Genomic DNA, 18,070 nt, shown 5'->3' on the forward strand with positions numbered 1-18,070 from the left:
GGGTCGGCGGCGGGTTGCCGCCGCTTGTTGCGGGGAGGGCTGAACCATCTCCGCATCTCCGCATCTCCGCAAAGGTGGCTGTGAGCTGGGCAAACAGTTGCGGAGATTGACGGTCGATGGTGGTGGCCATCTCCGCAACCGACGGTGATCTCCGCAAGATCGTGCGGAGATGCGGAGATCGGACATGTTCTATCGGTTGAATCTCCGCAGGGTGTTTCCGCTGGTCGCCAAAGGTTTGTGCGGCGTTGCGGAGATGCGGAGATGGTTCAGCCGGTTTTCCTCACCCGTCGTGGCGTTCGACCCAGAACACGGACCGGTCGCCCCGGTCGTTACGGCCGGCGCGGATGACGTGTTCGCCGCGCCAGCGTCCGGCTTGCCCGGTCAGCAGACGGCCGAGTTGCAGCGGGTTGGGTAGCCGGCCGGCGGCCGTGGTGATGAACTGTCCATCCCACGGGTCGTTGACGTCGCTGCCGAGCTGCATCGGCTCAGCGTCCCGACGCAGCTCAGCCGCCGTGAGCGCACGACCGCCGTGGCGGTCGTGCCAGCAAGTGAGGAACGCGCGCCAGCGCGTTTCGTCTTCATCAATCTCCCGCACGTCCGCGGCGTTGGTCAGGAACCCGTCGATGCCATGATGCGCCAGGAACCCGCCGAGTGCTTGCGCCCACGGCGTGAACTGCCGCATCGACAACCCGGACACCTTGGGTGCTCCCTGGCGGGTCCAGTCGAGCACCAGCACCAACAGGTGCCACAGGACGGTGAGTTGGTTCGCCGGGACGGTGATCCACTGGTCAAGGTGCGGAATACCGAACCCGGATTGGTCGCGCAGTTCCGGGCGGGGCATGTTCGGGTCCAGGTGCACGCGGACCGTGCGGGAGGCCATGTCGCCGCCGACTTGCAGGTTGTTGCCGGTAGCCATCCACAGCCGGTCGTTGACGGTGGCGATGTTCCGCGACGCGCCCAACTGGCGGTCGGACCACACGCCGGTGGTGACGAGCTGCGCGAGTACCGCGGAGTCGATGACGGTGCCTTCGGCGAGGTTGTCCCAGATGACCACGCCGACCTGTTCGGCCAGGACGGCGGTGATGGACTTACGTAGCTCTTCGTCGGAGTAGGCCCAGGGCATGACGCGCTGCCCGTAGAGCATGCCCGGCCCGGCCGTCAGGATCGTCTTACCGGATGAGGGCATGGTGGCGTCGATCAGCGCGAACGGCGTCAGGCTGCGGGTGAAGTGCCGCAAGATCGGCGTCGCCAACAACGCGATGTAGTTCGCCCGGTCCGCGGCCGACGCCCACGGGAAGTCGCGCAGAAACCGACCCAACAGGAACCGGCGTGCCTCGGTGACCTGTTGCGGGGTGGGTTCGTCGGGCACCGGGGGCAGCGCGACCTTCGACGCGAGGTAGAGGCCGGTGGCCGGGTCGTAGCCCGGTTTCTGCAACAGGGTGCCGTCACGGCGCAGCACGGGTGCACCGATGATCCCGCGCAGCGGCGGCACCCCCGGCCACGTCTTGCCCGCCAGCACCGATGACAGGATCTCCCTCGGCGGGGTCACCTCCTCTTCGAACATCTCGGGGTCGCCGGTGTCGCCCTTGCGGGAGCGCAGCCGGTAGACGTAGGCATGCTCGGCGAGCAGCCCGGCCAGCCCGGCTGGCGTGACCACGCTGGCCGACACCGGCAACGGTGAGTCCTCATCAGCGGCCGTCGCCAGCCCGCCGGATACGGCTTCCATGTGGACCAGCGCACCGGCCGACACGTAGGTGTCGGGCAGCACCCCACCGACCAAGGCGGCCTTCAGCACGCGGATTGACTCCGGCCCGGACCCGACCTGCAACCGCTCCGTCATGCCGCCTCCCGAAGGTTGCCCAGGTGGCGTGGCTGACGCGTGCCGACGCGCAGCCCGGACGCGATCGTGCGAGCGACCTCGCCCGGTCGGAGCCCGGTAGACAGGGCGGCCGGTTCCAGGACGGCGTAGACGTCGGTGTCGGTGAGCGCGCCACCGGCGGCCAACTGGCCGAGCGCGACCGCGCTGGTGAACAGGGCGTGGTTGCGCTGCCCTTCGGGCGCGGCCGTGAGGTGGGCGACCTGGTTACGGATCGCGGCGGCGACGTACCGGCCGTGCCGGTCCGGCGGCAGCGCCACCGGGGCAGGCCGGTCAGCCGATCGCGGGGCCGGGGCGAGTAGCGACGCCAGCCAGTTCGGCAGCGGCGCCGGGTCGCAGTCCAACGCCACCTCGTACGGCCGGCCGTTGACCGTGGAACCGGCGGCTACCACGTAGCCGCCGTGCGCGCGGGTGTCGACCTTCCAACCCAACCCGCCTCGGTCGCCGGTGGTGTTGCGCAGCTGCGGGCCGCCGTCGGGGTGCTGGTAGTAGAGGTGACTGCCGCCGCTGGCCGTGAGCACGGTGTAGGTGACATCAATCCCGCCCGCCGGTGGTGCGTCGGGACCGAAGCCGCTCAGGTTGTCGATCGGGGTGCCGTGCCGGGCGGCGAGGGTGCCGAATACGTCCAGCCCGTCACACGCCCCGGCCCATTCCGGCGGCGGGGTGTCGTCGGGGCGCTTGGGCACGTCCAGGTCGACCACCACCAGACCCGACGGGCCGCACGCGATCCCCACGCCGTAGGGGTGCGTCGACCACGCTCGGCGGATACGGGTCGGGTCGGTGGTGGCGCGTTCCTCCCACCCCACATGCCGCCCGGCGGCCTTGCAGCGCGGGTCCGTTTGGTCGCAGCGCTCGGCGGTGCATCGGTTCGGGAACGCGGGCCGCTTCGCCTCATCCTCGGTGGCGTGCGGGTGGTCGGGGCGCAGGGGGAACACGTGCCAGCCGCGCGCCGCGCACGCGAGCGCGGCGGCCAGCAGCATGGAAGTGTCGGGCATGACGGTCCTTCCTGGCATAGGCGTGCTGGTGGTCAGCGCCGCGCGGCGCTGACCACCAGGAAGTGAGCGCGCGGAGCGCGCCGATCAGTGGTTTCGGGTCAGGTGAAGCACGCGCCGTTGTCGCACAGCGCGTCGTCGGCGGTGTCGAAGCCGGGCAGCATGTCCTGCGCCGTGGCGATCGCAGCGGCAAGTGGCCGGTTAAAGCGGGTCAGCCACACCGGGTCTTTGCCGAGCACGGCCCGCCGCTGGTTGAGCAGTGCCTCCAGGTCGCATGCCCGCGCGAACAGCTCGGGTCGGTCGCGGCGCGTCTCAGCCCATGTGGCGGGCCGCCTGAACGGGCAGAACCAACACGCCGACTTGGGCGGCACGGGCAGGCCGGCGGCGGCGATGATCCGGGCGCAGTCGTGGCGGCGCAGCGGCGGCGCGTGGTCCAACAGCGGGTAGACGGTGCGTTCGTAGGGTTCGGAGCGGCGGTTGTTGACCCGCTCGATCTCGTCCAGGCTGATGCCGACTCCGGCCGTGGCGGGATTGTCGGCGCTCGCGCCGTGGGCCTTGAGCCACCGGCCGATGACCTTGATTTTGAAATCCGCCGTGCACGATCGGGTGCCCGGGGCACCGTTGGACATCCGCACCGGGATCGGCAGCGACCGTGATCCGTCGCGGGTCAGCCTGCCGTACAGGGTTTCCCTGGTGCCGTCGCGGCGTATCCGGTGCAGCTCGTGAAGCTGGATGCCGTGCAGCGCCGCGTACGGCTTGGCGTACCGCTCCAGATAGTCCAGGGTGGCGGGGTCTTCGGAATCGTCACCGACGTTGGCGAACAGGAACACCGGAAAGTCAATCAACCCCGTGGCGGCCAGCACCAGGGCGGCGGTGGACTGCACCCCACCGCCATAAGAGAACACCCTCACGCCGCACCCCCCGACAGCCGGTTAGGGAACGGCAGCACCGTCGCGCCGCCGCTGTCGCCGGTATCGGCGGCCCGTGCGGCCCGGCGGGTGGGACTGACGGTCAGCCGTAGGTAGAGCCGGGCGCGGCCGGCGTCGCTGCCGGTCAACGCCCGGCGCGGCCCGCTCCACACGAGACGACCGGCGGCGGCCAGAGCGCGGGTGGCGGCGTCGAGCTCGGCCGGGGTGCCGGTCAGCCAGATTTCAAGGCCGGACAGCGGCGCGTCGCGCATGGAGGGCCGGTCGCCGTAGCCGCCGGCCATCAGACGTCCTCGGGCGGGAAGCACACCGGGCAGGCCAGTGCGCCTTTGTGGTCGGCCCACCCAGCGGAGTACTCGCCCCATCCGTGGCCGGCGTGCGGGTCGGCGGGGTCGGGGGCGGGTTGGCAGGCCGGGGCGATGACCCACCGCCGGTCGGCGGTGAACACCAACCGCCCGCCGCCGGACGGGTTGCCGTCGGCGTCGGTGCCGATGCTGTGGCGGGTGACCTTGTGCGCCAGCACACCGGGTTCGAGCCGGACAGGCGCGCAGACGATGATGGCGGCGCGCTGGCCGTTGGTGAAACGGACGGCCGGGGCGGTCGTGGTCATGGTGTCTCCCTCGCGGGTGGTCATCGGGTGCCCTGGCGGCGCAGGCGGCGGAAGTGGTTGAACGCGCGGCGACCGATGCGCAGCCGTAGTCCGGTGCCGGTGCAGCGGCGGCAGTCGGGCCGGCCGCGCAGGGCGCGGGGGCGGGTGCTGCGGCGGCGCAGTCGCTGCCACAGCGTCGGCGGGGCGGTGCCGGAGCCCTTGCAGCGGTGACAGGCAGTGAACGGCCGGACGTAGCAAGCACTGCCGTAACCGACAGCGACGATCAGAACAATTCCGACGAACAGGACTACGGACATTTCGGGCGCGTTTGTGCTGGTAGCGGCCATGGTGGGGGTCACTGGAGGCTCCAAACAGGGGGTTACCGGCGGTAGGCGGAGCGCCGCTCTACCGCTACCGGTGAATGTTGGTGCAGGTGGGACCGGTAGCGGCCCGGGTAGAGTTGGCTCTACCTCTTCTCGGACCGCTACCGGCCGCGCTACCGGTTCTCAGCCGGCCGCGCCGTCGCGCTCGGCCAGTGCCTTGGTCAGGTTTTCCAGGTACAGACCGGACCGGTTGGAGCCCTTCACCTTCACTTGGCGTGAGCACTCCACCTTCTTGCCGCGCACGAGCGCGGACAGCGCGTCCGGGGTCAGCGACCCGTAGGCGTCGGGGAATCGGTCGGCAAGCCGGGCGGTCAACACCTCCCAGTGCTGGCCCCGTTCGTCGGCGACCCACACCACCCGAAGGTCATCGAGGATGTCTCGCGCCGCCGGCAGGTCGGCCGGGCCGGTGACCCCGCCGCGCAGCGCCACGCCCCGGGCGCAGATCTTCTCTACGGCGGCCCGGTCGAGGTATGCGGCGCGGACGGAGGTCATGGGGCCGTAGCCGACCCGCACGCCCCACCCGGAGTCCACACCGACCTCGAACTGCGTTGGTCGCGCGCCCTGGCGGTACGCGCCCGTTCCCAGAGCGAGGTCCGTTTCGACGTGCGATGGGACAGCGAGGCAGGTTCGGTTGGCGATGTTGGAGGTGACGCCCTTGGGCAGGGACTCCTTGTCGATGCGCTGGGTCATCAGGATCAGGTGGATACCGAGTGCCCGTCCGCGTTTGATGATGCTGGTCATCGCGGCGGCGGCGGACTTGCCGATCTCCGGGTCGGTGATGAGTTCCTGTACCTCGTCGATCCATGCGACGATCGGCCGCAACCGGGCGTCCTTGCTGGCTATGGCCCGGTTGAGCTTGTTTTCGCTGTTCATGCCTTGGGTGGCGTAGTGCTTGATGCGCGGGCCGCGCACGTCGCACTCCTTGAGCAGCCACATCAGCATCCGGTACGCGGCCTGCTTCGTGCCCTCGTCCGCGCCGGAGCCGAACAGCCCGTCCGGGCACAGCGGTTCGAAGGCGTCGAAGTCCCCGCGTCCGGCCAGGTCGAACCCCGCGAACTGCACCAAGGGATCGAGGGCCATGCCGGCGAGCACCACCCGCCCGGACAGCGACTTGCCGGAACCGGGGAAACCGGCGAACAGGCTGTTGCGCTCGTCCATCCGGTACTCGACCGGCCGCATGCGCGGGTCGAACCCGTACACGAACGGCTTGAAGAAGTCCGTCTGCCCGCCGCGCAGCAGCGGCCACGGCGGCTGTTTCATCGCCGACACGGGCCGGTCGGCCACCCACAGCGCCAGCCGCGACGGGTGCTCCCGGGGCATGACCTCCGGCCACACCTGATCCATCGGCAGGCGCAGCCCACCGGCCAGCTTCGCCCGCTCATCCACCACGTCCACCGCGATCACCCCATCGGGCAAATCCACGATGGCCAGGTAGCCGGGGCCGTCACGGCGAATCTCCCCGACCCCGGCGGGGAACACGATGTCTTCCGGCCGCTTCACCAGACCGGTGGCCATGATGCCCTTACGGGTCAGCTCCGCCGTCAGCTTCCGGTAGGTCGGCCGCACCACGGTACGAGCCAGGATCGGCTTATCCAGGGGCCGGCCGTAGCGGGCCAACCCGACCAGCCCGGCGGCCAGCACCGGGCCTTTCACCCACCACGGGGTGATGTCGGAGGCGAGCACCACACCGCCCGTGCTGGTCGCGAGGGCGCCGGCGCTGGTGACCCACCACCGCCAGGACGTTTGACGCTGCCGGTGGCGGTCCAGCTCCAGCCACGTCTTCGGGTCGTTGCGGTTCGCCGCGTCCTGCCGCAGGTGCCAGTTCCCGGCTTCCGCGCTTGTCCAGCCCAGCACCCGCGAGGCCAGCCGGGCCGCGCCCTTGGGCGCGTACCAGGCCACCTTGCCGGCGTAGACCGGGGATAGCACCAGATGCGTGCCCACGTGGTAGCCCGCAGCGTTGACGGCACGGCGCAGCATGTCACGACGCTGGTAGCGGTCGGTCAGCCACAGCGGCAGCACCGGCCCGGAACGCCGGTCGAGCAGCTCGGCCAGGTCGGGGCGGCGCTCCGGCGGATCCACCGGCCCACCCAGGGCGACCGGTTCCGGGGTGACGGTTTCGGCATCGGCCGCATCGGCGGCAGACAGGCCCTGCGCGGCGGCGGCCCGGTCCGCGCGCCGCTGCGCCAGGTCCACAATCCGGGCCGCCTTCTCATCCGGCGGCGATTCGGCGGGGTTGATGATGGGATCGCTGGTCATGATGGGGGTTCCTCCAACGGTCGGAAGACTGAGTGGGGGCCGGCGGCACGGCACGGTTTCTGAGGCCATGGGGCCGTGCCGCCGGGCGGGGCTAGCGGGAGCGGCCAGAGCCGCCGCAGTCGGGGCAGGTCTTGAACCGGGTGCATTCGGTGTAGGCGACCGTCCGGCCGTTCTTGATGACCTCGGCACCCTGGTGGTAGTGCGCCACCCGGCCGCTTCCCTTGCAGTAGGGGCAGCGGGTGATCGCGTTCACGGCCTTGCCGATCAGGTTCTTGCCCATCAGGGGGATGCTCCTTCCGGCGGCCCCGGCCCTCCGGGGGGCCACCACGCGCGCGATCGAGGGGCAACGGTGAGGGGTGGGCTAGTTCTCGCCCAGCCAGTGCGGCTTGATCCGGCCCTGCGCCCGGCCTTTCTCGATCGCGGCCTGGGTCCGGGTGTCGGTCTTCGGGAACTTCTTCGCGTCGGCGCGGCTGTCCTTGCGCATCGCCTCGGCCAGCGCCGCGTTCAGCTTCATGTCTCGCTTCGCCATCTCAATTCCCTTCCCGGCCGTCCAGACGATCTGGCGGCCACCGCACACCACCGGGTGATGAGCCGGTGGCGGCGGAAGCGGACAGACATGCGGGGATGGAGGGGATCAGCGGCGGTCGCGGGGTGCCGCGCGGCCGTTGAGCTGCCGGCGGGCTCGTTGCGCTTCCGGGCTGTCGTGCAGCGCTTGGCGCTGCCGTTCGGCTTCCTGCCGGGCGGCCTTGCTGCCGGTGGCGGTAGCAGCGGCCTCAGCGTCGCGCCACCGCTGGTAGGCGTTCGTGAACCGGTCAGACATACTGGTGGTCCTCCCGAGATCCCATGCGGGGTTAAGGGGATGAGACCGGCGGCACAGCACTGGTTTCCAGGCCTGTGGGCTGTGCCGCCGGGCGGGGCTACGTGCGGCGGTAGGTGCCGTCCTTGCCGGCCAGCACTCGCGCCGAGTTGATGCCCCTGGCGGTCAGCCGCGTGCCCTTACCGGTGACCACCTCATAGGTGTGGCTGTCGTCGGTCGCCTGACGACGGCGGGCCTCGGTGCGGGCCTTCTTCTTCTCGTCCGCCGTGCGGTCCTCCCAGCTCATCGGGCGTCCTCCCGCACCAGGTGGGCCAGGGCGGCACCCATGCCCAGCACCGCGACGGGCAGGCAGGACACGAGAGTGGTGATCCACCACGGGGCCGCGGTAACGCCGTAGGCGACAAGAAGGTGATAGGCGACCTGACCGAGCGCGCCGACCGCGAGGGACGCCAGCGCCGACCACTTGGCGAACGTCCGCGCCCGGGTCGGTACCCGACCGGACAGCCACACGTACAGCGCGTACGCGGCGTACGCCTCTACCCCGATCGGCAGGGTGATCGCGGAGTCGATGGTGGCCCACGAACCCGGCTCAACGATGCCGGGGAGCAGGTCCACCTTCCCGAACCCGGTGAGCTTGCCGAGTCCGACCCACCCGGACCAGACGGCCACGAACGCGCCGAGGGCCATCAGCACCACCGGCCAAACGACCGGCCGCCGGGCCGGCTTGTCGGCGTCCGGCGTACCCGGGTGACCGACCGTCGTGGCCTCGGTCGACGGCTCGGCAACCACGTCCGTAACAGCCGTGGTCAATTCCGGCGCGGGGGTGCCGTCGGGGCAGGTGTCCGCCGGGTCTGTGCGGGGCGTCAGGAGTGCCCCGCGCACCGCCATCGCGCCGCGTAGCGCCTCGGTCCGGTCGTCTGCCGGGGCCGGGTCGGGGCCGATCGGCTCCGGGTGGTCGAACGTGGTCGGACCCACCGGAACGGCGTGGGTCCACGGGTCCGTGAGTGGCACGTCGATGTCGTCGGCCGGGTCGTCGTCGGCGTGCTCGAACGGCGGTCGCCAGTCCTTGTCCAGATCCGTCGGCAGTCCCTTTGCCCGCCGGTCCACCCCCACCGCGGCGAGCGAGCTCACCAGGTTCGCCACGTCAGGAGCGAGTCGGTACTCTGCGGCGATCTGCTCACCGGCGGGAACCTTGCCGGTCTGCTCGGCGCGCTGTACCACCTCGCGGAGCGCCTGCCACGGATCGGCGGCCACGTCCCGCGCGAGCCGGTCGCGCAGCTCCCCGGCCTTCGGGGCACCGATGCGGAAGTGCTGCATGAGCTTGTTCCGCGAGGGGATCTCGCCCAGCTCGTCGGCGAGCTTCCGGGCAGCCGGCAGCAGCTCGTCGACCGGCTGCGGGTACTTCGTGCCGTTAATGGTCGGGGCGGTCATCGGGTGCCTCCCAGAACGTCGGCGAGCAGATCGCGGTGGGCGGCGAACACCTCGCCGCCGTAGGCGTCGGCCAGGTGGCGCACAACGCAGGCGTAGTCGACGGCGGGCACCCACACGGCGCGGCGGGCGTCGTCGCGGCCGGTCACGTCGGGCAGCGGTCCGACGTAGCTACCGAGGTCGATGCGGACCGGAACGGTGACCATCCACGCCTCGTCCGAGGCGCGCGGGTCGGGCACGTAGCGGGCCGGGAGTGTCTTCGCCCACGGGGCCGTGTGGGTGGCGTTCAGGCCGGTTTCCTCGGCCAACTCTCGGAACGCGGCGGCGGTGGGGTCTTCGCCCGGGTCGACGTGGCCGCCGGGCAGCGCCCATCCGTGTCCGTCGCCGCGCTCGATCAGCAGTAGCCACCGCCACCCGTCGGGGTCCGAGGCGGTGACGATCGCGTCAGCGGCCAGGGCCTCACCCCAATGGCCGAGTTCATTGCGGCCGTAGCGAATGCCGGTCGGCGCGTACGGGTTGACCGGCCTGCCGTCGACCAGCGGGAACGGGATCGCGGCGGCGGCCCGCCGGGCCGTCCAATCGATCGCGGTGGGGTCTATGGTCGGGTCCGCCCACGACGCCCCGGCGGCGATGCCGGCCAGCACCGACGGATGGGTGTAGGTGCGTGCGGTCATCAGGCCACCGCCAGGGCGGCGAGCTGGTCGGCGGTCGTCGGGTCGAGCGGTGCGCCGTTGTCGGTGTACTCGATGGCGTGGGCGTAGATCTCCCAGCCGTGCCACGTCGGGTAGGCGTTCAGCGACCGGTACGGGCGGCCGTCGTTGGCGGTGCCCTGGTGCTCGCCGATCAGCATGTCCGGGTCGTTGAGTCCGGCCAGGTGCAGCCACGACTTCAGTTCGGCGATGCTGTCGAAGTCGACGGCCAGGGAGATGCCGTCGGACTGGACGGTGATCGCGGTCGGGTTGGCCAGCAGAATCAGTTCGGCCAGGATCGCGCGGCGGTTCTTACGGGCACTCAAGGGGAACTCCTTCGGTCAGTGGTTGCAGCCGGGGCAGCGCAGACCGGGGCAGCACACCCCGGAGCGGCGCAGCAGCAGCGCCAGCACGGCCAGGACGAACGCGCCGCCGGCCAGCAGCGGCAACAGAGCGATAAGCGCGGTGACGAGCTGCACCGCGAGGTAGCCGGCCACCGCCACGACGGTGGCGGCCGGGACGGCGACAGCGGTCACCACCGGCCAGCGGCGCACGGCGCGGGCCGGGACAGCGGCACGGGCGGCGCGGGGCCGGTCGATGAACCGGACCGTCACCCACACCCGGCCGTCGTCGTGCGGCATCTGCGCGGGCAGGGACATGCCGACAAGGCGGTTGGAGTCGCGCAGCGTCGCCACCACGGCGGCGACCTCGCCCGGGGTGCCGACCACGCGGCGGGCCACGATCGGGCCGGGCACCGGGTGGGCAGGGCGCATCATCCGGGCGGCCATCTCAGGCCACCCGAGTCCCACGGCCGGCAGCGGCGCGGGTGGCCAGCAGCGCGCGGGCCTCCCGCAGCACCCGCTTGCGCGCCCGGCGTACCCGCTGCCAGTCCAGATCCGACGGGGCGGGCTCGGCGCACAGGATCGTTATCTGCGCGTCGAGCAACAGCACCTCGGCGTCGATCAGCGGCATCTCCCGCTCGATCTCCGCGAGGTCATCAACGCTCGGACCCTCCGGGCCGACGTCGGCGTGGTCGTAGCTGTTCACTTGCGGTTCCTTCCGGAACGACGGGAACCCGCCACCGGACGGCGGCGGGAAGTGTGGGGCTGCCGGCACGGCTGGCAGCGGTTCTCATCAGGGGCCAGCGGAGAGAGCCGCTGACAGCGGTCGCAGGTACGCCACACCGCGTTGCCCTTGGTGGTCACTCGAACGGCAGCGAAAACGCTCACGGCCATGACGGCTCACCTCCACAAGCAGGGGTTAAGACGGAAAGCCGGGGTGGGAGCCGCGTAGCGGATCAGCGCGACACCCACCCCGGACAGGTGCAGATGCAGAGAGGCAGAAGACATCCGCGCGCCAAGATCAAGCCCGCTCGGCCCGCTCGCCCTGGACCTACAGGGGTCGGCCACCGTGTGACTCAAGGCGGGAATACCGCAAGCCCGATCAAACGCGGCGCTTCTGCTGTGAAGTTCTCAAAGACCGATCGCACAGCGGGACGTAGGCGCGCAGTGCTGCTACGCACTGCCTTCCTCGGACCCCGACTGACGGGATACAACGTGGCGTTGTATTCGTGACGCTACAGCGTCACGTTGTATTCGCGCAAGCACCTATACCGCGTAGGCTTGTACTGATGAGTGACGCTGACCTGCCCGCCGACTGGTGGACGACGGACCACGTGCGCACCTACCTCGCCTCGGTAGGTGCCCCGATCAGTCGCGCAACCTGGGCTTCTTACGTCTCACGCGGTCAGGCTCCCGCGCCTGATCGGATGTTCGGCCGGTCCCCTGCCTGGCAGCCCGAGACCATCCGGAAGTGGCAGGCCGAGAGGCCGCGCCGAGGCACCACCGGCTAGGTCGGATCATCTGGTGCCTCCTGTCCTCGGCTCCCGTCTGCGGCAGCACGTTGCTCGCCTGCCAATGAGACTGCCCGGCGGGCGGCGATTCGGGCAGCTCCTACGCACGGACACGAAGGACACGGTGTATGTCCACTGAGGTCCCTCGGCAGTTCAAGCCGAACCTTGTGCTGGTCAACCGCCGGAAGGCAGCCGGCTGGGAGTCACGCAAGCGCGCCGCGCGCGAGCTACACCGCGTCGGCCAGCAGCGCGGCATCCGCGAGACACCGACGGTCGAGGCCATCGAGAAAGCGATGTACCGCCACGAGACCGGGCGCGTGGCGGTCACCGACCCGATCTACCGGCAGCTCTACTGCCTGGCGTACGACGCAAGGCCCCACGATCTATTCGGTGAGCTGACCAGTGGCGCTGAGGACCGTCCGCACTTCTCGGCGCGATCCCACAAGTTCGTGACGGCGTTCGTCGGCGCTGCCGGCGCTGCCCGGTTGCGAGAGAGCGCAGGCTGCGCGCCAGCCGTGGGGGCGTGGCACACCTGCTACTCGGCTCCCGTGGAGCACCCGGAGGGCGACTGCACCCTGTACGTCTGGCCGTGCGGGTCAGCGATCTTTCACCTTGTCGAGCACATCCAGTTGTCCACGATCGCGGCACTCGCCGCGTGGCGGGAGGTGTCGTACGGCGACAACATCAGATGGGCCATCGATTACCTCGCGCCCATCGCGCCCGCCGAGGACGAGTCTGCGGTGTACGTCCTTGGCGCTCAGTGGGTTGTTGAGCCAGCGTGGCCGGGTGAGCTGTTAGATACGGCGCTGCGCATCATGTCGACGCCAAAGGTTCTGTTGCACCGTGGCCGCCCTATGGACGACGAACACCTGGCGCATGCCGAGCTAATCGAGCAGTCGTTGCTGTCCGAGGCATACGACCACGTAGGCATCGAATCGTTCGGCGTACGCGGGACTTCGGTGGGCTACGCGTCATGGTCCGGAGTCGTGTACCACCCAATCTCAGCCGAGCGTTCCTTGACGGAAGCCGAGATCGTCGCCTGCGAGCTCGCGGTTCAATCCATGTGGGCATATAGCGATGCAATCGCCCGGCAGGTAGAGCAGGGGCGAGATCCGCACGTGCCGCCGGAACATGGATGGCGATACCTTCGGGGGGTGCGCTCCCGACTCACTATCTCCCGCCTACGGGAGACCGGGCAGCATCAGGCGATGCGCCGAGCGATTCTGCGGACGTGTGACCTAATGCCAGCCCTAGATCAAGCCATCGAAACCCTCCGTGATACGGATCGAGGTTAAGCCAATGACATCGGGCCGTCCTGTACTTGTCGTGACCGACATGCAAAACGGCTTCGTGCGCGAGCAGTCAGCGCACATCGTTCCTGTCGTTGTCGACCTAGTACGCCGCTGGCAGGCAGCTGGTGGCGACACGCTCTTCACCCGATACCTGAACTACCCTGGAAGCCCCTTCGAGCGGTTCTTTGGCTGGCTGCGGCTCCAGTCTTCCCCCGACATCGATTTCGTGCCCGAGTTGCATCCGTACGTAGATCGGGGCGCAACGCTCGACAAAAAAATCTACAGCCCATTCACCTCAGAGGGCTTGGCGCTCTTCAAGCAGCGCGGATGGGAGGAGTTTTACTTCTGCGGTATCGCTACCGAAAGCTGTGTTTTGAAGGGTGCCGTAGACGCATTTGAGCACGACTTCACGCCGTGGCTGATTGCGGACGCCTCGGCGAGCCATGCGGGGACTGAGGCACACGAGGCGGGCCTACTTGTCGCGCGACGTTTCATCGGTTCCGGCCAGGTAATCCGGCTGGCCGACATTCCTACCGGGCTCATCGCCCTGTCACCGCTGGCACCGGACGCATCTTGATCTGCGAAAACGCCTCGAACCTCGGCGACAGTCAAATTTCGGAATGCAGAGGAGAGCCATGAATGAGCCAGCCTTGCGGGGTCTTGATGGGTCGCCCTACTTAATCGCAGACGGTCCCGACGCAGACGAACAGATTCAGGATTTAATTGAGGCTGAGCGAACCGCGCGGGCGCGCCTTCGTGCGGTTCGCGCAGAGCTAATAAAAACCGGGCTGCTGCGAGAGGTATCAAACTACCAGCGCTCGCGTGAAGTATACGAAAGCAACGCCATCGAGGGGCTTGGTCCTTCGATGCAGAGAACGCATCAGATTTTGACCGATCCTATGTCTGAGCGCCTGGTGAGCAAATTCGACCACCAACTGCTGATCAAGAGCATCGTTGCAGACGAGGATATGAAGACGGTGCTTGGCATCGAAGGTGCGCGAGTTCTGGCTCAACACTTGGCCGGAGACCTTAACTCAAGGCCCATAACGGAGTCGGACCTCCGGTCACTTCACGAAATGATTGCCGCCGGCGAGTCGTATGCGGGGCGATACAAGCACTTTCACATCAAAATCTCGCGTGCTGCCCACGAGCCACTGCTGCCTATAGACACCCCTGCGGCAATGCACGACCTCGTCGCATGGCTTGCAGGCGAAAATGAGCTTCCGGCCACTATACGTGCGGCGTGCGCACATGCTTGGCTTACCCACATCCATCCGTTTGAGGACGGAAACGGCAGACTCGCGCGCATCCTTGCCAACCTCATTCTTACTCGATCTGAGCTGCCGCCCTCGATCGTGAAGAATCAGTCTGAGCGTGGAAACTACCTTGACTGCCTCGCGCATAGCGACGTGGCCGGAGACATCTTGCCGCTGTCAACGCTATTTCTCAAAACGGTGAATCGCTACGTGAAGCAGATTGAGCGCCCTTCCTTCATTCGACGAATGTTCGACGCAGAAATCCGTGGCAGATCTCAAGGCCTGTACCGCAGATGGCACATCCAGATGAGTGAGCTGTCGAATCAGCTTGTCGTCGAGCTGCGACTGGCGGGGATTGAGGCTGCCAAGGCGGGGGAACTCGGGCCCGAAGAGTTTGCGTTTATTCGGAGGCTTGACAGTACGGGTAACACCTGGCATTTGTTGTTGCGTAACGCTGCAGGCGCCGAGTTGCTGTTGTGGTTCGGCTACCCGAGCTTCGAGATGCGCCGTTGGGTTGAGCAGGGAGAACATTTTCCGTCACTTTACTTTTCGGTGCGCAACAACAACCTACGATTCCGCCCCTATCGTAAGGCGACGCCTGCGGAAGTGGGTGACGTGTCCGAGGTAATGCTCGTGGTGGACATGGAACCACGCATTTTCGCCTTAGTAGACGGGCGGCCGCGTGTTATGAACACTGTGGAAGCCGCTAGATTCATCTCTGACAGGATTGCGGATGCATACCTATCGGGTCGCATACCGCTGCAACTCCCAGACGAGCGCAGTGTCCATCGACCGGCGGAGAGCAGTGAGCTGCCATGACGGCGAGCCGACTTCAAGGTCCGCCCGTCGTGGTGGGCTGGGCGGCGGCCCGCCACGACGGTGGGGCGGGTCGATGGCAGACGGGATGGCTAGGAGGCTGGGGCGTGGCGCCGCGTGTTTCCACCCGACGTAATCCGTGGACGACAACTGGCTCGGGCAAGGACGCAGGAAGAGGCACGGGCTAATGCCAAATCCAGAGATCTCAGGCTGGGTAGATCTTCGCCCTCTCAGGATAGGGTTACTTTTCAAACCGACCCTGGCTGCCTTCGCGACCGCCGTGAAGCATGCAACCGCATCGTGGGGCGGAATCTACTTTCCTTTCATTGACCCGACCGACGAAACGACGGCGCTCAGGGCAAGTGCGGTGCTCGATGTAGACGTCCTGCATGCCGTAGACGACAGCTCGGAGTCTCAGCAGTTGTCGCGCCAAGACGGGTATAGATGGAGGACCGGAGGCGAATGGGGTCCATTTGGTGTAGGTGGCAACGTCTTCCCCTCTCACGTCCAGGGCGTTGATTGGATCTACGACGAGGACCCTGAGTTCACCCGGTACTCGTACCCGAAGTGGCGACCAGATCATCCGCTCGCGAATATTTTTACTGCCCTGTATGGCGCGTTTGGTGATGACGATTTTAGTCGAACGACCGCCTCGGCATTCGAGCGTAGATCACACTCGTCTGATGCGGGAGAGGCTATAGAGGAATTCGGGAGATGGCCTGATGATCCCGGTTACCTTACTCCTATCCTGCTAACTGGCAAGGAAATTCGGTATTCAGGCGATTGGGAAGGTGTAGCTGTTGTTGTAACCGACCCAGATGATGCAGCTCGGTTGTGCCTGCTCTGGAACCTCAGGGCGTCCGGAGCGCAAGTTTTCCCGTGGGTGAATGGTCACGAGGAGGCTTCCAATGCATCGCTGGACCTATGGCTGGATCGGAGACTTGATGAAAAACTGATTCCGAACCATACACGTGGTGACGGCGTATCCCTCGGACCGCATCTCGCAATACATGTCCCGCCTCATACGCAGATACCCGAGAAGCTCGCGAGTCTGCTAGCCGGCAAGGGCGTAACATGTTGGCGTACGGAGGGTGGCGCCACGCCTGCGCGTGGATGGATAGGTCACCATCCTTTCCACACGGAGTTCTCGCAGGTATTCAGAGTGGAAAGCTCGCGGCGTCGGATATTCGATATTCCACTGCCAGCCATGGGAAACGCGCGCTGGAAACGCAAACATCAGCCGGGATTTTTGGCCGCTGACATAATCATCACCTCAGTCCGAGATCTCGGCCCGGACTTGACGCTCGTTATGCCGGCCATGCGTGAGTTGTCAGCCCTGATACACGATCGGGGTGTGACCGACGAACGGGCTCATAGAGTAACGGTGGATGGCCGTTCTGTCGCTGTCCGTTCTGATGCAGGGGCGGTCGAGATCTCGCCCGTGCGGTCTATTGACGTCATAGAAAGGGTGGCAAGCGGGACTGGATGGGCGTATCGGCAAACTGACAATGGGAGGTTTTCTGGTCGACTTATCGAGAGGCTGGGCGGTAGATCTAGCTATGTGGCCAATCAGCCCGCCGTGCGAACTGTGATGACAAAGGCGGCCAATTCTCATACTGGCAGACCAATTACGGCCTTGATCAGTCACGCCAAGCGGGAGCAAGGGGCGTGGCCTTCATTCCTGATGCGGCAACCGGCTGCAACCTACCCGACTGACGTCGTGCACTACCTGCTCACCCGAAAGACGCTACAGGCAGTTCTGCCTGTGCGCTGCCCGAGGTGCAGCGCTGAGGTGCCCGTGAGGCCGGAAGATCTACGCTCAGACCACAACTGTGAACTCTGCGGCGAGCAAACGCCCCTCGCGCTCGCTCTTGGCAAGAGAACCAGGAATGACTGGCTGTACCGGCTTGCACCCGAGATCGCTCCGGAGCGGCTAAGTGAGACGCTTCCTGTGATGGCAGTCTTATCTGCACTCGGATCTCATTCGACACTGGATGCCTATCCGTTCGCCCTCGGCTTGGAAGTGACCTCCCCAACGTCGAAATTCGAACTCGATGTCACGATGATCTTAGATGGGAGCCCTCGACCGCTCGTCGTTGTCGGCGAGGTTAAGAGTTACAGGGATCCGATCACGGCGGAAGACGTAGCGAATCTTCGGATCATGCAGAGTTTCTTGAGGGGCAAGCAAATTGATTGCTACATCCTTGCAGCAACCCTTCAAGAAAAGCTCCCGGATGAGACGGTCGCTGCACTACGGTCGGCTTGCGAGGAGGCCCCACCTTCGATTGGGCATGTTGTACTGCCAGTCTTTCCGATTGTATTGACAGGGCAAAACCTTTCGGTCCCGTACATGCATGAAGATCATCCGACAAAGTGGAACGAGGTCGGCACAGGTCTGTCAACACTTGCAGTCGAATCGTGCAAGCGAAACCTTGGGTTGGTCGATGCTAGGTTCGAGGGTCGCAAGGGTGGGAGTGATTTTGTGCCAATATGGCAGACGCCTGCGTGAGGGTCCGCAGGCGAATGCGGCGGCCCCAGCGGTAGAGCCCGGGCGAGGCGGATGAGGCGGGGCAGCGAAAGAAGCAGCAGCGGCGACGGCTAACGACACAGGACACCATAATGGGCAATTCAACGCTATAGATAGGAATTCCGTAGCACCCAACGGTGCGTCGCTCGTTGAGGCAAGACTCTCGACGACTCTCGGCGGGTCAGTGCGAGTTGACGCTACTCGGCCTCTTCTGGCCGCAAGGGCTGAGCAGCAACCCGCCTCTCGACAAATCGCCAGGCGTCAGCGCCCGGGGACCAGGTGGGGACCACACGGCGTGCGCGATGGTGGCCAGCATGCCGTCGACCACACGGCTTGGTCTTGGGGAAAGCGTGTGTGACGTGCGTGGACGT

20 protein-coding genes are annotated in these 18,070 nt (G+C 67.0%); 4 read left to right on the forward strand and 16 right to left on the reverse strand.

The genetic code is table 11. From position 1 onward, the window contains the following. Positions 1-280: 280 nt before the first annotated feature. The 16 genes from E1182_RS05085 to E1182_RS05155 form a co-directional block, all read right to left on the reverse strand. On the reverse strand, positions 281-1,840 hold the full coding sequence (locus E1182_RS05085) for a hypothetical protein (protein WP_132261460.1): 1,560 nt from the start codon (positions 1,838-1,840) through the stop codon (positions 281-283). After that, a complete protein-coding gene (locus tag E1182_RS05090; protein ID WP_132261462.1) occupies positions 1,837-2,871 on the reverse strand; it encodes a bifunctional DNA primase/polymerase in 1,035 nt (344 codons plus the stop codon). Before E1182_RS05090 ends, E1182_RS05085 begins: the two co-directional genes overlap by 4 nt. Positions 2,872-2,969: 98 nt before the next feature. Next, positions 2,970-3,731: a phosphoadenosine phosphosulfate reductase gene (locus E1182_RS05095; protein WP_243706040.1), complete on the reverse strand. Its 762-nt coding sequence runs from the start codon at positions 3,729-3,731 to the stop codon at positions 2,970-2,972. 44 nt (positions 3,732-3,775) lie between these two features. Then, positions 3,776-4,078 (reverse strand): hypothetical protein, encoded by a 303-nt coding sequence (locus tag E1182_RS05100; protein WP_132261465.1) that lies wholly within the window; start codon positions 4,076-4,078, stop codon positions 3,776-3,778. Next, positions 4,078-4,404 (reverse strand): hypothetical protein, encoded by a 327-nt coding sequence (locus tag E1182_RS05105; RefSeq protein ID WP_132261467.1) that lies wholly within the window; start codon positions 4,402-4,404, stop codon positions 4,078-4,080. Before E1182_RS05105 ends, E1182_RS05100 begins: the two co-directional genes overlap by 1 nt. 20 nt (positions 4,405-4,424) lie before the next feature. Next, entirely contained in the window at positions 4,425-4,700 is a 276-nt protein-coding gene (locus tag E1182_RS05110; RefSeq protein ID WP_132261469.1) for a hypothetical protein, read from the reverse strand. Between the two features lie 189 nt (positions 4,701-4,889). Beyond that, positions 4,890-7,022: an FtsK/SpoIIIE domain-containing protein gene (locus E1182_RS05115; protein WP_132261470.1), complete on the reverse strand. Its 2,133-nt coding sequence runs from the start codon at positions 7,020-7,022 to the stop codon at positions 4,890-4,892. A 91-nt stretch (positions 7,023-7,113) separates the two neighbouring features. Continuing rightward, positions 7,114-7,302, reverse strand: coding sequence for a hypothetical protein (locus tag E1182_RS05120; RefSeq protein WP_132261472.1), 189 nt, complete (start codon positions 7,300-7,302; stop codon positions 7,114-7,116). An 81-nt stretch (positions 7,303-7,383) separates the two neighbouring features. Then, on the reverse strand, positions 7,384-7,551 hold the full coding sequence (locus tag E1182_RS30890) for a hypothetical protein (protein WP_165942520.1): 168 nt from the start codon (positions 7,549-7,551) through the stop codon (positions 7,384-7,386). Between the two features lie 105 nt (positions 7,552-7,656). After that, on the reverse strand, positions 7,657-7,842 hold the full coding sequence (locus E1182_RS05125) for a hypothetical protein (RefSeq protein WP_132261474.1): 186 nt from the start codon (positions 7,840-7,842) through the stop codon (positions 7,657-7,659). A gap of 97 nt (positions 7,843-7,939) precedes the next feature. Beyond that, entirely contained in the window at positions 7,940-8,125 is a 186-nt protein-coding gene (locus tag E1182_RS05130) for a hypothetical protein (protein WP_132261476.1), read from the reverse strand. After that, positions 8,122-8,925 carry an ABC transporter permease gene (locus E1182_RS05135; protein ID WP_371687514.1) on the reverse strand — a complete coding sequence of 268 codons (804 nt, stop codon included), beginning with the start codon at positions 8,923-8,925 and terminating at the stop codon, positions 8,122-8,124. Before E1182_RS05135 ends, E1182_RS05130 begins: the two co-directional genes overlap by 4 nt. A gap of 341 nt (positions 8,926-9,266) precedes the next feature. Then, positions 9,267-9,941: an NUDIX domain-containing protein gene (locus tag E1182_RS05140; RefSeq protein WP_132261479.1), complete on the reverse strand. Its 675-nt coding sequence runs from the start codon at positions 9,939-9,941 to the stop codon at positions 9,267-9,269. After that, the gene (locus E1182_RS05145; protein WP_132261503.1) at positions 9,941-10,252 is read right to left on the reverse strand and encodes a hypothetical protein; all 312 of its coding nucleotides are present in this window, start codon (positions 10,250-10,252) and stop codon (positions 9,941-9,943) included. Before E1182_RS05145 ends, E1182_RS05140 begins: the two co-directional genes overlap by 1 nt. Positions 10,253-10,297: 45 nt before the next feature. Then, entirely contained in the window at positions 10,298-10,744 is a 447-nt protein-coding gene (locus tag E1182_RS05150; protein WP_132261481.1) for a hypothetical protein, read from the reverse strand. A gap of 1 nt (position 10,745) precedes the next feature. Further along, on the reverse strand, positions 10,746-11,003 hold the full coding sequence (locus tag E1182_RS05155; protein ID WP_132261483.1) for a DUF6284 family protein: 258 nt from the start codon (positions 11,001-11,003) through the stop codon (positions 10,746-10,748). 933 nt (positions 11,004-11,936) lie between these two features. Here E1182_RS05155 and E1182_RS05160 point away from each other — a divergent pair. The 4 genes from E1182_RS05160 to E1182_RS05175 all read left to right on the forward strand — a co-directional run bounded on the left by E1182_RS05160 (position 11,937) and on the right by E1182_RS05175 (position 17,681). Continuing rightward, positions 11,937-13,103, forward strand: a complete 1,167-nt coding sequence (locus E1182_RS05160; protein ID WP_132261484.1) for a hypothetical protein — start codon at positions 11,937-11,939, stop codon at positions 13,101-13,103. Between the two features lie 4 nt (positions 13,104-13,107). Continuing rightward, a complete protein-coding gene (locus E1182_RS05165) occupies positions 13,108-13,677 on the forward strand; it encodes a cysteine hydrolase (protein ID WP_132261486.1) in 570 nt (189 codons plus the stop codon). A gap of 58 nt (positions 13,678-13,735) precedes the next feature. Next, positions 13,736-15,175 carry a Fic family protein gene (locus E1182_RS05170; protein WP_165942521.1) on the forward strand — a complete coding sequence of 480 codons (1,440 nt, stop codon included), beginning with the start codon at positions 13,736-13,738 and terminating at the stop codon, positions 15,173-15,175. A gap of 136 nt (positions 15,176-15,311) precedes the next feature. After that, a complete protein-coding gene (locus E1182_RS05175; protein WP_132261489.1) occupies positions 15,312-17,681 on the forward strand; it encodes a hypothetical protein in 2,370 nt (789 codons plus the stop codon). Positions 17,682-18,070 lie beyond the last annotated feature (389 nt).

Origin of the sequence: Micromonospora sp. KC721, from assembly GCF_004348355.1 — a bacterium.
Classification (GTDB): domain Bacteria; phylum Actinomycetota; class Actinomycetes; order Mycobacteriales; family Micromonosporaceae; genus Micromonospora.

Excerpts from the sequence above, each read along its gene's own strand:
- E1182_RS05170 (WP_165942521.1), top strand. The coding sequence starts at position 13,736 with ATGAATGAGCCAGCCTTGCGGGGTCTTGATGGGTCGCCCTACTTAATC.
- E1182_RS05100 (WP_132261465.1), bottom strand. The coding sequence starts at position 4,078 with ATGGCCGGCGGCTACGGCGACCGGCCCTCCATGCGCGACGCGCCGCTG.
- E1182_RS05130 (WP_132261476.1), bottom strand. The coding sequence starts at position 8,125 with ATGAGCTGGGAGGACCGCACGGCGGACGAGAAGAAGAAGGCCCGCACC.
- E1182_RS05120 (WP_132261472.1), bottom strand. The coding sequence starts at position 7,302 with ATGGGCAAGAACCTGATCGGCAAGGCCGTGAACGCGATCACCCGCTGC.
- E1182_RS05160 (WP_132261484.1), top strand. The coding sequence starts at position 11,937 with ATGTCCACTGAGGTCCCTCGGCAGTTCAAGCCGAACCTTGTGCTGGTC.
- E1182_RS30890 (WP_165942520.1), bottom strand. The coding sequence starts at position 7,551 with ATGGCGAAGCGAGACATGAAGCTGAACGCGGCGCTGGCCGAGGCGATG.
- E1182_RS05090 (WP_132261462.1), bottom strand. The coding sequence starts at position 2,871 with ATGCCCGACACTTCCATGCTGCTGGCCGCCGCGCTCGCGTGCGCGGCG.
- E1182_RS05165 (WP_132261486.1), top strand. The coding sequence starts at position 13,108 with ATGACATCGGGCCGTCCTGTACTTGTCGTGACCGACATGCAAAACGGC.
- E1182_RS05140 (WP_132261479.1), bottom strand. The coding sequence starts at position 9,941 with ATGACCGCACGCACCTACACCCATCCGTCGGTGCTGGCCGGCATCGCC.
- E1182_RS05085 (WP_132261460.1), bottom strand. The coding sequence starts at position 1,840 with ATGACGGAGCGGTTGCAGGTCGGGTCCGGGCCGGAGTCAATCCGCGTG.
- E1182_RS05105 (WP_132261467.1), bottom strand. The coding sequence starts at position 4,404 with ATGACCACGACCGCCCCGGCCGTCCGTTTCACCAACGGCCAGCGCGCC.
- E1182_RS05110 (WP_132261469.1), bottom strand. The coding sequence starts at position 4,700 with ATGTCCGTAGTCCTGTTCGTCGGAATTGTTCTGATCGTCGCTGTCGGT.
- E1182_RS05125 (WP_132261474.1), bottom strand. The coding sequence starts at position 7,842 with ATGTCTGACCGGTTCACGAACGCCTACCAGCGGTGGCGCGACGCTGAG.
- E1182_RS05115 (WP_132261470.1), bottom strand. The coding sequence starts at position 7,022 with ATGACCAGCGATCCCATCATCAACCCCGCCGAATCGCCGCCGGATGAG.
- E1182_RS05150 (WP_132261481.1), bottom strand. The coding sequence starts at position 10,744 with ATGGCCGCCCGGATGATGCGCCCTGCCCACCCGGTGCCCGGCCCGATC.